Genomic DNA, 13,740 nt, shown 5'->3' on the forward strand with positions numbered 1-13,740 from the left:
TGGCGGGGTCAGGGTCCTGGCTGGTGGACCCTCCGTCTGCTGGAATCTAGGGGTATGGGTCGTCCTTTCTTGCTGCTCGGCCGCTAGTTGTTGGCCTTCACTCGTTCATGGTCAGGAGTTGTGGTGACGACATGACGAAGCCGAATTTCCTTTGTGGATTTTCCTCGGATAGCGGCTTCTGCGATGCAGGCAGAGGGCGCTCAGCGCGTGTTTGTCCGGCCAAAGGGGGTGTGCACATTGTGCACACCTTTGTGCGCGGGAGGCTTTTCGGCGTGCATTTTGGGCCCTTTCTCCTGGTTCGGCCTTCACTACTTCATGAAGGTCTCTGTTCCAGGCGACATGACATTGCGCCCAAGAGCCGCGGTTATTAGGACGATCCGGGTTCAGCGGAAACGTTCCCGGCGGTGTCTGTGACCGGCGTATTATCCGTCGACAGAGCGGAGGTGTGTGGGATCCGGACTCTCCTTCCGGCGGCGGTCCTGATTTCGTGATCCGTCCTGGCCGGTCGGTGGTGGACGCGCGCCTGTCGTTTTGCTCCTATGCATGGGGTCAGTGCCGTTCCTAGTCGGAAGGGCGTCCCGCGCAGACCTTGGCCGAATACGACCGGCTGCGGCGCCCCTCAGGTCCGGGCTGGCCACCGACGGTCATTCCGCTGAACGGGGCGACGAGCACGTCGGTGGCGCTGGCGGCGCGGCCGGCCATTGCCGGCACCGGATGTGTCTGTCAGATTCCGGCGTCGTTCTGATACAGGAGTCACCGCTGGGTTTGAGGGTCCGGAGTGCAACTTGGGGGACCGGGAGCGGTTCAACGTTTCGTGAGGAAATAAGCGACGCAGGAGCGCCGAGCGAAACGTTGGATCGTGAGCGGCGCGTAGCGCCCTGGTTGCGCGGAGGATCCGCCCAGCGATGATGTGGATCAGAACGACAACTGTGACATCAAGCTGAACGTCTCCGACGAACCCTTGACCTGGCATCTTTGGGAGACGCCCATATCCTGCCTGTGTCGTAAGTGCCGTCAGGGACGACTAAGTTGTCAGGTTGCGGTCTAAGACTGTGTCTAGTCCTCGTCAGCAAAGAAGAATTTGACCCTATTCGGACGACCCCTGGTCACCCGCCTGACGTCAGGTTGGGGTGTAAGCTAAACCGAATCTCCGGCTCGAGACACGGTCGCCAACCCCCTGGACAGGAGGTCAGCGCAGGCGAAGCCTATGGCAGGGTTGCGAGGACACCAAGAACTCCTGGGGTGCGGCGGGCGGCCCCCAAGAGCTTCTGGTACCTCTTACAGTCCTCCCGCCTCGGGGCGATTGTTTGCCTGCTGTGTTAGCCGGCTGAACGGCCGCCGTCGACGAGCCAGACCTGTCCGGTAACGTGCGAGGCCTGGTCATCATCGGCGAGGAATGCAACCACGTTGGCGACTTCTTCCGCGCGGCCGAGCCTGCCCTGCGGTATCTGAGACTCCAGCATGGCGACAAACGATTCAGGTGAATTCGAAAGGATCGGCGTGGCGATCGTACCCGGTCCGACCGCGTTAACGCGGATTCCCTGCTGGGCGTACTCCAGTGCGGCCGTGCGGGTGAGCATCACGTCGGCACCTTTCGAAGCTATGTACGCGATCGAGGTCGGGGTAGCGCGGAAGCCGCCGACGGAGGCCGTATTCACGATAGCGCCGCCGCCATTGGCCAGCATCAGTCGCAGTCCGGCCTGAAGTACCAGGAACTGTCCGCGGACGTTGACCGCCATCACTTTGTCGAATTCTTCAACCGGATACTCGTGCGTGAGAGCCTGGGCTCCGCCAATACCGGCGTTGTTGGCAAGAATGTTGAGCTTGCCGTACTCGGCCAGAATCCATTCCTCCGTGGCGCGCACGTCTGCTTCATCTGCGACATCGAGCCTTCGTGCAACGGCCCTCTCTCCCAAGGACTCCGCGATCTCGTCGCGGGCTTCGGACACATCGGCAATGATAACTGTCGCCCCGTCTGCGTGGAGCCTCCTCGCTATCGCTTCTCCGATGCCGGATGCCGCTCCCGTTACGAGTGCCACTTTGCCTGTGAACCGTGCCATATTGATCGCTCCTCTGATTTCTGAAAATAGGCTTTTATGAGCCATAGCCGGCGTAGCCGGCCGATTGATAGTCGAACTGGTCTCTGATGCTGGCGCCAATAGCACCAATTGTTGGTGGAGTGTGGAGAGTCTGGCTCCGAAGGGCGCGAGCCGCGCCGGGTTGGTGCGGATTAGGAAACCGGCGTCTTACGGGGCTGTTTGTCGCCTATGGCAAGCGCCAAGAAAGGGCGACAAGGCCTCTCGGGATCAGAGAGCTTCTCCAACCATGTCGCGCTCCCTGACAAGGCGGAATGGGACACCCGGACTGATCTCCACAGTGAAGCGGGAGAAATTGTGCCTGGTGACTAAAACGCCGAAGCGTCCGGTTGCTTCTGCACTTTCAATAGCTCCTGCAACCGCGTGCGAGAGGCGGCTTTCCATATCCGTTTTGGAGGTTACACGGAGGTCGGCCACAAAGCTTCTCATTTCTCAGGTCCTTTCAGGTTAGGGATGCAGTGAAGGACAGTTGATGGCGGGCGTGAATGCCACCTTCGTTTTTCTCCGGAGTTTTAGGAAGGGAAGCTGCTGGGGTTCAATCCAGACCTCATCGCCATCGAGTTTGTCGATTATCGTTCTCGACTCGACGCCTTCCTGCGCGAGCCATAGCAGCGCGGAAGTTGCCTCTTCCACGCGACCAGTTCTGAAGTATGCTCCATTCCGGCGCACTTCCACGGTTGCTCCCCGGAGGTCGGACCAGTCGTGAAGGCAGAGTGTGTGCGTTGTTCCTGACATGAGATCCCGGTGGTCGACGTTGGCCGTCCACGCGGTTAGATGTCCTGTTGGTGAACTCATATGGGTCCTTGGCTGTGCTGGTCGTGTCTACTAAGAGGGCTTGATGGCTCAACGGGCGGAATATCCTGCGGCGGCACACATCAATTGGTTAGAGCCGAAGAGCGGCTGGGAATGTTGTGCCGCTGGTTACGTGCTTGCCAGCCGGTTAAGTACCACTATTAGTAAGCGGTGCAGTGAGCCGGAGGACGCGCCGCAAAGAGCCGGAGGGAGCTTGCTCGAGGCGTTACCCTCTTGGGCCAATTGCATGAAGGCTCTGCTCAGCGATGTAGACCAAGGTTGTATACAACGAGTGTTGCGCGTCCGCCCGATCTCGTGGCTTAGGGTTGAACCAGAATCTTTACCTCCGAGGAGCGTCCCTCCCCAAGCAGGTGTTTGATGCCCTTCTCGACGACCTCGGAGAGGCTGATGGTGCTGCTGATAAGCTTCTCTGGCTTGATCCTGCCGTCGACGATAGCGTCACGCACGGCCTCAAATTCTTGTGCGGTGTACGCGAAGGAGCCGGTAAGGATCTTCTCTTTGAAGAGGAAAGGCATTACGTCTAGTGGCACGTCATGGTGAAAGCCTGCGACGATGACTGCCCGAGCCGCGGGTGCGAGTGAGTCTACTGCGACCTGAAGGCTCGCCTTTCCGACTCCGGAGGCGTCGAACGAAGCGTCCGCCCCGCGTCCGTGCGTAACCCGGAAGACGGCTTGCGCGACATCTTCTTCCCGCGGATCGATAACCAGGTCTGCGCCGAGCTCCAGCGCCAGCTGCTTGCGCACCTCGCTGAGTTCACTGACGATGACCGGTCCAGCGCCTTGGGCCTTAAGGCACAGCAACAGACTCAACCCGATGGGTCCGGCGCCGACCACGAGGGCCGTGCCGCCGTCGGGTAGTACAGCGGTGTTCACCGCGTGCCATGCGACCGCCAGGGGCTCAATGAGAGCGGCAACTTCGGGCGCAAATTCGGACGGCAGCTTGAAGGCGTGGTCCGCCGGCACGACAAGCGACTCGCTGAAGCCGCCGCCCCAGCCGTGAATTCCAATAAAGGCGTAGTTATCGCACATGTTGGGGTGACCGGCCACGCAGGAAGGACACGTCCCGTCGGCAAAGTTTGGCTGCACTGCGACGAGGTCCCCTATCGCGTGCGAGTCGACATCGTCTGCAACCTCGACGACGTAGCCAGCGAACTCATGGCCGAGGCTATGAGGCCCAGTTTCTCCCATGATCGGGTTCGCGTAATCCTGAGGTACGGGTGCGTCTTGGTAAAGCGCCAGGTCGGATCCACAGATCCCGCCGAAAGCGACGTCTATCCGGACCGTACCGGGTCGGAGGTCGGGTTGCTGTACGTCCTCGATCCTGGCGTCCCGGGGGCCATGTAGGCGGAGTGTTCGCATGAGAGTCCTTTATTGTCAGTTGGTAGGCGTGCGCCTGTTCGCGCGCCCTTGATGTTGTTGACGGTCGTCGCCGAGTCCGTCAGCGCTCCGACTGGATTTGGCGTGCGCTGTAGGACGCCGCGTCGGCGCGATGGCGTCTGAACCAGGTGCGCTCAGGTCAGTGACGCTGCGTGGGAAGTAGAAGCTGAGGGATAGACCTGCGCGGTAATGCCACCGTCCACAGGGAGTTGTATGCCTGTGATGTGTTTGGCCCCGATGGACACAAGGAACAGCACCGCCTCAGCGATTTCCTCGGGCAGCCCTGCCCGTCCTTGAGGCACCGTGGCGCCGAGGATTGCTTCTTTTTCACCCACGGTCTCACCGGGCGCACCGGCCAGGGCCATGTTCGTCTTGATGTTGCCCGGAAGGATCGCGTTGACCCGTACGCCGGTAGCGGCGGTTTCAACGGCAGCGGTTTTGGTCAACCCAATTACTGCATGTTTGGCGGCCGCATACGCTGTACTACCAGGCAAAGCGCCTGTGGAAGCCATGGAGCCGGTATTGACGACGGCTCCGAACCCTTGCTCCATCATGACAGGCAGCACGTACTTGAGACCAAGGAAGACCCCTCTGACGTTGATTGCCATGACTTTATCGAAGCTGTCCTCGGGGTAGTCGACGAGGGATGCCTGCGGTCCCATGATCCCAGCGTTGTTGAAGAACGCATCGATTGTTCCGAATTCCTGTCGCGCCCGGTTCACGTAGTCCCGCACCAGACTGGGGTCGGAGACGTCTGCGACAAAGACTATGGCTCTGCCGCCTGCTTCCTGGATGAGCTCTGAGGTTTCCTGCAGCCCGGCTGCATCGATGTCAACGAGGAGCACTGCTGCTCCTTCCCTGGCCAGGGCCACACTGGCGGCCCGTCCCAGCCCCGAACCTGCTCCGGTAACAACAGCTCCTTTGCCGGTCATTCTGTTCACTTCTATCTGCTTTCAAGTTGCGGCGGCGATAAACATGGTGTGCACGATATCGCGTCTGGGTTCAAAAGTGCCGTCGCCTGGATACCCTGGGGACCCCGGCGAGGTGGAGCCGGCGCATCCTAACGCTGCGCCGGCCCCCGGGAATTTAGCCGAACAGGGGCCGCAGGTGGTCGTTGAGGAAGATGCCGTTTGGATCCTGCTCACGTCGGAGTGCGACGTATTCGTCAAATTTGGGATAGGTGCTCTGAAGATGCTCACGGGTCATGAGATGGAGCTTGCCCCAATGGGCGCGGGGTTTAAACGGCAGCAGCGTGTTGTGCACGGCGCGCAGGAAAGGCCAGTAGTCGGTTCCCGGCATTCCAGCTACCGAGATTGTCGCTGACTTCCGCTGGTAAAACGGCGACATCCACGAGTCATCGGCTTCTATTACCCGCATAAACATAGGGTGGTTCTGCTCCGAGTGGGCCTCGCTCTGGCGCTGAACAAGGGCCGCTGCTTCGAGGACGTCCTCGTACGGGACCGCATACTCGAGTTCGTAAAACGGCTTGGTGGTTGTGCCGATCGAGGCTGAGAGCACGCGGTATGCGGGACCGCGGCGGGCACCGATCACATCGGACCATTCAGTTTCGGGGATAGGGTCAATTTCGTTCGCTTGGAAGTAAACGGTCCGGTTCGCCATACTTTCGCCATCTGGTGAGGGCAGGCTATATTCCTCAGCGGAGGTGTCGCTCTTGAGCCACATCAGGCCGTGGTTACGGTTATTCGCAACCTCGTGCTCCCATGAGTTGGCCGCCACATCCCAATGGGGGAACTCAAATTTTTCCTCCAGGAAGAAGCGCGGGACGACCTCGAGTTCGACCTCAAGGAACACTCCCATGAGTCCGAGGCCGGTTTGCACAGCGTGGAGGCGGGGGTCATCTTCACCGATCTCGATGATCTCGCCGCGGCCGTCGACCAGACGCACCCAGGTCAGCATCGAGGAAAATCCGCGAAGGCCCTGGCCTGTTCCGTGTGTGGAGGTGTTCAAGGCGCCTGCAATCGCTTGCTCCCAAATGATGCCCTGATTGCGCAGAGACCAGCCGCGCTCCCACAATTCCGCCGCCAGGTTTTTGATCGTTGTACCTGCCCTGACCCGAACGCGCTGTTTCTCTTCGTCGATTGACGTGATCCCGGACAGCTTGTCGAGGTGTAGCAGAACGCCTTGCGTCGTTACCAGCGGAGAGAAGGAGAGGCTGCTGCCCGCCGTGCGCAAGGTGAGGTTCTCTCGCAGTGCCACTCGGACGGCATCGGCCACTCCGGTCTCGGAATCAGGGTAGAAGGTCAACGCCGGGTTCGAAGTGAAGTTCTGTGCCCAATTGGACCACGCTTCGTTTTCTTTTGGCTGGTCGGACATGATCGTCGACTCTGTCGGGTTGCTCACCATCGTCATCGTTGGAGGCTCCTATTTTATTTCGAGGAGCCAAGTACCAAGGCTCCATAGCCGAACAGCCCGTGCGGACTGCTTGGATAACAGTGGCACTAGCTGACGAGCGTTATGGTGTCCTATTTATCGGGCAGCAGGATGCTGGCCGCCCGTGCCTTCAGACGTTCGACGGGGTCTGGTTCCCCGTAAAGGTCCCGCGTCAACACCATTGCTTCGTCGAGTTCGCGCAGGGCGCGTTCTGCGTCCTTTGCGATGAGTGCCGCTGCTACCGCACAGTGCCGCTGGTAGATCGTGTCGTCGTCCAACTGAATTTGCCCCATATTCCGGTTTCGTCGGTAGGCGGCGAAGGTGAGCGACTCTAGGACGTGGACGAACAACTCAAGTGCCGGGTTGCCGGTGAGGGCCGCGAGGATGGTGTGGAATCCCCGGAAGGCTGTGTGTTTACGTTCGAAGAATTCGTCCGGTGCCTTGGCGAGCGTCCCTTCCCATTCCACGAACTGCTCAAGGGTGCGGGCATTGTCATTGTTCATGCGGTCGATGATCAGCGGCACCATGGATAGTTCGAGAGCGCGGCGCGCCTCGAAGGTATGGTTTGGTCGAACTCCGCGGAACCGGAGATAAGGGACGGCCGCTTCCACAACCGCATCTGTTGAGGGTCGGGAAACCACCACCCCGCCCCCACGCCCGCGCCTGGTTTCAACGACGCCCCGCTGCTCAAGCATGCGCAGCGCCTCACGCAATACTCCCCGGCTCACAGTGAAGCGGGCCATCAAGTCCGGCTCGGTTCCCAAATGCAACCCAATCGGCCAGCCCTCATTGCTGATCCAATTTTGGATCCTGTCAGCAGTCACTGCGCCGGCCTTGTCGAATTCACCCGTCCCGATCATCATCGACCTCCTAAATAGGACGTTATTTATGACCAGTATCACGCGTAGATTCATCAACTACAACGGCCCGAGTGGCCGTAAATAGGCCCCTATTTGAAGGACAAGGAGGTTCCTCAATGACGAAAGAAACGAGCGACCTGAAGATCGGCGACCTGAAGCGCGTCGCCACGATCGACGCGGACACGCATCCGGACGTCCCCATGCACGAGATGATCGACTACATCCCGGAGCCGTGGCGGTCACGCTACTACACCAACCGAGCGGCGGACGTGGAGAATGCCCGCCTCTTCTACGCGTCCCCGACCCCTGCACGGACCGACGCGCTGGTCACCGGCATGCGTCCGGGTGAAGACAAGCAGCTTTACGCCGAACAAGTATTCCAGGAATCCAGCACTGACTACGCGATGCTTCTTCCCCTGACCCGGGCAAAGTGGTGGGATGCCGAGTGGGAAACTGCCCGCTGCACCGGCATCAATGAGTACATTGCTGCCGACTGGCTGGGGTCGGCCAACAACTCACACGGTCGCTACCGCGCCGGAATCCGCATCTCACCCGGCGACCCGGCCGGAGCGATCGCCGAGATGAACAAATGGGTCGGGCACGGGTTCTTCCCGCAGGTCCAGTTCGCACCCGAGGCACTCGTACATCCCGTCGGACACCCCCTGTACCGCCCGGTCCTGAGGGAGGCCGCCCGCCTCGGTCTTCCCATCGCGATGCACATCACGCGTGAAGGCTCGATGCAGTCGATGACCCCCGTCGGTTACAGCTCGTACCACATTGAAGTCATGGGTTCGTGGTCGCACTATTACGTCAACCACCTCGCCAGCCTCATCTTCGACGGTGTCTTCGATGAGCTTCCCGACCTGCGTGTGGTCTTCGTCGAGGGCGGCTTTAGTTGGCTCACACCGGCGATGTGGCGGTTCGATCGCTACTGGCAGGAGCTCGGCGCCGAGGTTCCCAACGTCAAGCGACGCCCCAGCGACTCCATCCGGCAACAGATTCGGATCACCACCCAGCCGTTCGAAGAGCCCAAGAACCCCCGGGATGTGATCAAGCTGATCGAAGCCGGCGGACTCCAGGACATGCTGATGTTCTCGAGCGACTACCCCCACTGGGACTACGACGACCCGCGCTTTATCGCCGGACGCCTCCCGGCTAGCTGGCGGGACAAGGTGCTCTTCGAGAATGCCCGTGAACTGTACAACCTTCCGGAGTTCCGACCCGTCGACGAACTCGACATCACCGCAGACCCCATGACGCGCTACAGCCATGGCGTGAACACCAACAAGGTCGACAATTCGGGACACGTGATCTCCCAGGTGAACACGCTCCAGGTCATGCACGAGTTTGTGGGGTCGGACTGATGTCATCAAATAACTCTGTAACAGTCGGCTCACGCACTGTCGTCGCCAAGGTCGATGACTTCCCGCCCGGGTCAATGGTCGTCGTGCCAGCCGGCAAGTTCGGCGTCGGTGTCTACAACATCGACGGCAAGCTTTCGGCAATCGCCAATTACTGCCCTCATCGGGGCGGACCCATGTGTGTCGGGCAGCTCACCGGTGAAACAACGGCAGGGGAGGAGCCCTACTCCTCGAAATTCTCGCGCGAGAACGAGTTCATCAAGTGCCCATGGCACGGATGGGAGTTTGAACTCGAATCCGGCCAGGCCGCCGCCGCGAAAGTAAAGGTCCGAAGCTACGAAGTGGTCGTCGAGGACGGCTACGTGATCCTGCTTGGAGTTGCATAAATAATGTCCGAGAACGCACCCATCATCGACACCTGCGTGACACCCTTTTGGCGCTCCGAGGTCGAGCCGCACCTGTGGATGTCTGAGCCCTGGGCAAGTAAGCGGCACATGCCCGGTGTCCTCCGTCAGATGTACACCGCGCCCACTGGTATTGCGCCCTATGGGGAATACCTTGAAGAGGCACGTCCGGAAGACGACGCGTCAGCGCTTCCCGGGTCGAGTCTTTCCAAGATTCTGGCGAAGCTGGACCGGGACAACGCCCGTGTCGGCGTGCTATCGCCGCTCACACGTGGCCCGCAGCCAGACATCGACATGGCCACCGAACTGTGCAGCGCCACCAATCAGTGGCTTGCGAAAACCTGGCTGGACGAGCCCGAGGCCGGTGACCGTTTCCTTGGCACCATCCGTGTTAACCCGACAGACCCGGATAAAGCGATCGCCGAAATCGAGAAGTGGGCTGACCACCCCCGTATGGTGCAGGTCGGGGTCCCCCTGGACGCGTGGCGCCCCTACGGCCACCGTAACTACTTTCCGATCTGGCGGGCTGCTGCGGAGCTGAAGCTTCCCGTCGTCATCCATGCTGACGGCGGTGCGGCGGCGAATTACAAGCCGACCATGGCGGGGTATCCCACCAAGCACATCGAGTACGCCTCCCAGGAGAACATCTCAGGCCTGTACCACCTGGCCAGCTTCATCCTGGAAGGAGTCGTTGACCGCCTCCCTGACCTCCGCGTCGTCTTCGGTGACGGTGCGTTCGACCTGCTTATGCCGTTCCTTTGGCGGATGGACGGGGACTGGGGGATCTCCCGGCATGAAACCCCGTGGGTCACTGACACACCGTCCGAGCACCTGGACCATTTCCGCTTCCGGACCAGCCGTTTCGAAGCCCCGACAGACCAGGCATCAGAGAAGGCATGGCTGGAAGTCAGCCGGGCTGAAGAGCTCCTGATTTACGGCAGCAACTACCCGCATTGGTCCTCAATGAATCCGACAGATCTACCCAGCGGACTCTCCAGCGAGGGCCGGGAACGAATCCTGTCGCGGAACGCCGCCGATCTATACGAGCCGCGGCTCCGTGCGCTCGGGAACACGGCAGCCCTGAACGCCATCGGCGCTCAGACAACCACCGGAAGCCAGCCATGAGTATTTCAACTACTAACCCGGCAACGTCAGTCGAAACCGAGATCGATGCCACGATCACCATGAAACAGGCTGCCGCCGACGGCGTCGCCGAAATCAGGTTATCTGCAACGGACGGCTCGCTGCTTCCCGAGTGGACTCCCGGCGCCCACGTCGACTTCATTCTTGGGTCCGGATTAGTGCGACAGTACTCGCTCGCCGGCGACCCCGGTGACCGCAGCCTCTACCGGTTCGGCGTCCTGCTCGATCCGCACAGCCGCGGAGGCTCCTTGGAGGTTCATGACACACTGTCGGCAGGTGCAGAGATACGCATCCGCGGGCCCAGGAACAACTTCACGTTCCGTGACGCGGAAACTTATGTGTTCGTGGCCGGCGGCATTGGCATCACGCCTCTCCTGCCGATGATCCGCGCCGCCGACGCGAACGGTGCCAACTGGTCGCTCTGGTACGGGGGCCGTACCCGCTCAACAATGGCGTTCCTCGAGGAGCTGCTGGCCTACGGAGAGAAAGTCAATATCTATCCCGAGGACGAGAGAGGATTCATCCCGCTCAAGGACGTCATAGCGGAGAGCGGCGACGCACTCGTCTATACCTGCGGACCCGAGCCGCTGTTGAATGCCGTCGGGGGAGCCTTCGATGCAGTGGGCAAGTCAGCCCGGGACCTGCATCTGGAACGCTTCGTTGCCCGCGACGTCAGCGACAGCCGGCCGACAGGGACTTTCGAGATTGAGCTGGTCGAAAGCGGGCTTGTGCTCAACGTTCCGGAAGACCAGACGATCGTCGAGGTCGCCCGCGAGGCGGGCGTTCTGGTCTTTACCTCATGTGAGGAAGGCATGTGCGGCACTTGCGAGACGCGCGTAGTCCGTGGCACGCCGGTGCACCTGGATTCGGCTAAGTCTCCCGAGCAGCACGATGAAGACCGCACCATGGCTATTTGCGTATCCCGATGCGCATCGGGTCGGCTCGTTCTCGACCTCTGAATGATCCCTGTGAAAGGTGAAGGACCACAACTCGGTTCTTCACCTTTCACAGGCCGCTTCCCTGACGTGGGCACCAGCTCATGTCTCCATCGTTGCCCAGACAAAGGAGTCAAGGAATGAGTGAAACCCGCTCGTGGACACAAGTCAGCTCTCCCGTGCTGATCGGTCTTTTGATGCTGGCGGAGATGAATCACGCGTTCGAGCAGAACATGATTCAGCTTGCCCTGCCGCACCTCTATGCCGACTTCGGTGATCCCGTCACTGTTGGATGGTCGATAACCGGATACGCTCTGGTCGCTGCGGCCACCGCTGCAACCGCAGGCAGGCTCGGAGACGTCCTAGGGCGAAAGCGTGTGCTGATCGCCGCTTTGCTTCTGGGCACTGCCGGATCAATGGTTGCTTTTCTCTGGCCCACTCTTCCTGGCATTATCCTAGGCCGGGCGATCCAAGGAACCACCGGGGCGATCCTCGGGCTCGCGTTCGGCATTGCCCGCGAGCGGCTCGGCGACCGCAACCTGGCCATGGTGCTGTCGTTGCTCTCGGGAACGGCCCTCATCGGCGGCCCCATAGGCCAGTTCGTTGCCGGCCTCCTCATAGACGGGGTCGGGTGGCGAGCTATCTTCGCGTTCAGCGCAGGCCTCGCCGCACTTACCGTGATCCTGGTATGGATTCTGCTCCCCGCCAGCCCTGTCACAGGCAAGCTCCGCGACGTAGACCTTGGAAGCGGATTGATCTTTGCCGCCGCCGTCGCTGCCATACTTCTCGGTATAACCCTCATCGGTAAGACCAACGGGGCAATAGTCATCGCACTTATCACCGCTGGTGCGATTGCCCTCACCGCATTTGTCGTTCTCTCGCTTCGAAGCCCGCACCCGGCAGTGGACTTCCGTACGTTCAAGGACGGCCGGGTAGCGGTTGCCCACGCCATGATGCTGGTGATGGCTTTCGGCGTATTGGCGTTCTGGCTTGTTCTCGCGGTCGCCCTGCAGTCACCGCCGTCCGCTGGACTCGGTCTGGGTCTCGGTGCCGCCGCAGCGGGCGCCGTCATGGGTGTCGCCAGCATTCTCGGCGGTGCCATTGCCAGCCCACTGTCCTCAATTCTCACCCGAAGGTTCGGCATCCCTACGGCGCTCGGCACAGGAAGCGTCTTCGTCCTGGCAGGAGCGCTGATTCTGCTGCTGTCGCCCGTGGTCTCACCCCTCCTGTTGACCGTCGGAGGCGGGATCGCGATCATCGGATCAGGATTCCTCTATGCCGCAATCCCGATCCTGCTGATGACCGGTGTGCCGGTCGAGCGCACAAGCGAAGCCGGCAACGTCAACCAGGTGATGAAGTCCGTCGGGCTCGCCGCCGGGCCTCTCATGTTCTCAGCAATCCTTGCTTCTCAGACTGTCACCCTTGGGACCAAAACACTGGCTGCACCAGGGGCGTACGTCACCGGTTTCACGGTCCTCGCCGGAGCAGGCCTCATCCTGCTCGTTCTCACGGGGATTGCAGCTCTCGTACTGCAGCACCACAAGACAGCATCTACCGCAGCCATGGCTGCTCCGGATCGCAGCGCAGAAGCCGATCATGTCCACTGACATCCCGCCCGGGACGGCCACCGGCTTTTGGATCGCCAATGACGACATCGGGGTACTAAGGGCCATCGAACGCAGCACAGCAGACTTCGTCGGCATCGACTGCCAACACGGCATCGAGGACCACACCCTGCGCCGAATGCTCGAAGTACCCAGCAGCGTCCCCCGCTACGTTCGTGTGGCCGACTCAAGCGCGCAGAAAATCGGATACGCCCTCGACCTAGGCGCGGACGGCGTCATCGTCCCAATGGTCAACTCCGTGGAGCAGGCACAGATGATTACTCGCGCAGCCCAATACCCGCCTCGGGGAGACCGGAGCTACGGGCCCGTGTCCACATGGCTCAACCGTGACGTCTCCGAGCTCGACTCGAGAGTCACCATCCTCGTCATGATCGAGACCGAAAGTGGGCTACACAACGTCGAAGCCATCCTCAGCGTCGACGGCATCGACGGCTGTTATGTAGGACCAGCTGACCTCGGTATCGCTCTTGGACACGGGCCAAACCAGTTTCCACCGTCCGAGCCAATGCGCGCCGCACTCACAGCCATCGCCGATGCCGCACAGCGAACGAGGAAAATTGCGGCCCTCCATGCAGGGGACGCAACGCTCGCCCACATTTTCCGGGAACTCGGATTCACCATGCTCACCCTCGCAAACGGCGACCGACTCGTTTCTGCAGGTATTGAGCAGCAGCTGAAGGCGTCCGGCGCCGAAGCTCGCTTAGCGACAATGACTTCATCTTACTGATGCCGGGAG

General features: G+C 60.8%; 12 protein-coding genes. 6 read left to right on the forward strand and 6 right to left on the reverse strand.

What is annotated here, in order from left to right; all coding sequences use genetic code 11:
* Nucleotides 1-1,319: 1,319 nt before the first annotated feature.
* From ACZ5G6_RS10430 to ACZ5G6_RS10455, 6 genes are all read right to left on the reverse strand, one after another.
* Entirely contained in the window at nt 1,320-2,060 is a 741-nt protein-coding gene (locus ACZ5G6_RS10430; RefSeq protein WP_498691289.1) for an SDR family NAD(P)-dependent oxidoreductase, read from the reverse strand.
* A gap of 483 nt (nt 2,061-2,543) precedes the next feature.
* Nucleotides 2,544-2,891 (reverse strand): hypothetical protein, encoded by a 348-nt coding sequence (locus tag ACZ5G6_RS10435; RefSeq protein WP_498691291.1) that lies wholly within the window; start codon nt 2,889-2,891, stop codon nt 2,544-2,546.
* Nucleotides 2,892-3,208: 317 nt separating this feature from the next.
* Nucleotides 3,209-4,267 carry a 2,3-butanediol dehydrogenase gene (locus tag ACZ5G6_RS10440; protein WP_498691293.1) on the reverse strand — a complete coding sequence of 353 codons (1,059 nt, stop codon included), beginning with the start codon at nt 4,265-4,267 and terminating at the stop codon, nt 3,209-3,211.
* Nucleotides 4,268-4,419: 152 nt separating this feature from the next.
* Nucleotides 4,420-5,217, reverse strand: coding sequence for an SDR family NAD(P)-dependent oxidoreductase (locus ACZ5G6_RS10445; RefSeq protein WP_498691831.1), 798 nt, complete (start codon nt 5,215-5,217; stop codon nt 4,420-4,422).
* A 154-nt stretch (nt 5,218-5,371) separates the two neighbouring features.
* Nucleotides 5,372-6,655: a D-arabinono-1,4-lactone oxidase gene (locus tag ACZ5G6_RS10450; protein WP_498691295.1), complete on the reverse strand. Its 1,284-nt coding sequence runs from the start codon at nt 6,653-6,655 to the stop codon at nt 5,372-5,374.
* A 113-nt stretch (nt 6,656-6,768) separates the two neighbouring features.
* Nucleotides 6,769-7,539, reverse strand: coding sequence for a FadR/GntR family transcriptional regulator (locus tag ACZ5G6_RS10455; RefSeq protein WP_498691298.1), 771 nt, complete (start codon nt 7,537-7,539; stop codon nt 6,769-6,771).
* A 113-nt stretch (nt 7,540-7,652) separates the two neighbouring features.
* Between ACZ5G6_RS10455 and ACZ5G6_RS10460 the strand changes: the two genes are divergently transcribed.
* From ACZ5G6_RS10460 to ACZ5G6_RS10485, 6 genes are all read left to right on the forward strand, one after another.
* Entirely contained in the window at nt 7,653-8,900 is a 1,248-nt protein-coding gene (locus tag ACZ5G6_RS10460; protein ID WP_498691300.1) for an amidohydrolase family protein, read from the forward strand.
* Nucleotides 8,900-9,283, forward strand: coding sequence for a Rieske (2Fe-2S) protein (locus tag ACZ5G6_RS10465; protein WP_498691304.1), 384 nt, complete (start codon nt 8,900-8,902; stop codon nt 9,281-9,283). Before ACZ5G6_RS10460 ends, ACZ5G6_RS10465 begins: the two co-directional genes overlap by 1 nt.
* A 3-nt stretch (nt 9,284-9,286) precedes the next feature.
* The gene (locus tag ACZ5G6_RS10470; RefSeq protein ID WP_498691305.1) at nt 9,287-10,426 is read left to right on the forward strand and encodes an amidohydrolase family protein; all 1,140 of its coding nucleotides are present in this window, start codon (nt 9,287-9,289) and stop codon (nt 10,424-10,426) included.
* A complete protein-coding gene (locus ACZ5G6_RS10475; RefSeq protein WP_498691308.1) occupies nt 10,423-11,403 on the forward strand; it encodes a PDR/VanB family oxidoreductase in 981 nt (326 codons plus the stop codon). The genes ACZ5G6_RS10470 and ACZ5G6_RS10475 overlap by 4 nt, the downstream gene beginning before the upstream one ends.
* A 116-nt stretch (nt 11,404-11,519) precedes the next feature.
* Entirely contained in the window at nt 11,520-12,986 is a 1,467-nt protein-coding gene (locus ACZ5G6_RS10480) for an MFS transporter (RefSeq protein ID WP_498691310.1), read from the forward strand.
* Entirely contained in the window at nt 12,976-13,731 is a 756-nt protein-coding gene (locus tag ACZ5G6_RS10485) for an HpcH/HpaI aldolase family protein (RefSeq protein ID WP_498691312.1), read from the forward strand. Before ACZ5G6_RS10480 ends, ACZ5G6_RS10485 begins: the two co-directional genes overlap by 11 nt.
* Nucleotides 13,732-13,740 lie beyond the last annotated feature (9 nt).

This window comes from Arthrobacter sp. TmtSoilC51 (assembly GCF_055388015.1).

Bases quoted from the DNA above. Each gene is read 5' to 3' on its own strand.
- ACZ5G6_RS10430 (WP_498691289.1), bottom strand. From the start codon at position 2,060: ATGGCACGGTTCACAGGCAAAGTGGCACTCGTAACGGGAGCGGCATCC.
- ACZ5G6_RS10435 (WP_498691291.1), bottom strand. From the start codon at position 2,891: ATGAGTTCACCAACAGGACATCTAACCGCGTGGACGGCCAACGTCGAC.
- ACZ5G6_RS10440 (WP_498691293.1), bottom strand. From the start codon at position 4,267: ATGCGAACACTCCGCCTACATGGCCCCCGGGACGCCAGGATCGAGGAC.
- ACZ5G6_RS10445 (WP_498691831.1), bottom strand. From the start codon at position 5,217: ATGACCGGCAAAGGAGCTGTTGTTACCGGAGCAGGTTCGGGGCTGGGA.
- ACZ5G6_RS10450 (WP_498691295.1), bottom strand. From the start codon at position 6,655: ATGACGATGGTGAGCAACCCGACAGAGTCGACGATCATGTCCGACCAG.
- ACZ5G6_RS10455 (WP_498691298.1), bottom strand. From the start codon at position 7,539: ATGATGATCGGGACGGGTGAATTCGACAAGGCCGGCGCAGTGACTGCT.
- ACZ5G6_RS10460 (WP_498691300.1), top strand. From the start codon at position 7,653: ATGACGAAAGAAACGAGCGACCTGAAGATCGGCGACCTGAAGCGCGTC.
- ACZ5G6_RS10465 (WP_498691304.1), top strand. From the start codon at position 8,900: ATGTCATCAAATAACTCTGTAACAGTCGGCTCACGCACTGTCGTCGCC.
- ACZ5G6_RS10470 (WP_498691305.1), top strand. From the start codon at position 9,287: ATGTCCGAGAACGCACCCATCATCGACACCTGCGTGACACCCTTTTGG.
- ACZ5G6_RS10475 (WP_498691308.1), top strand. From the start codon at position 10,423: ATGAGTATTTCAACTACTAACCCGGCAACGTCAGTCGAAACCGAGATC.
- ACZ5G6_RS10480 (WP_498691310.1), top strand. From the start codon at position 11,520: ATGAGTGAAACCCGCTCGTGGACACAAGTCAGCTCTCCCGTGCTGATC.
- ACZ5G6_RS10485 (WP_498691312.1), top strand. From the start codon at position 12,976: ATGTCCACTGACATCCCGCCCGGGACGGCCACCGGCTTTTGGATCGCC.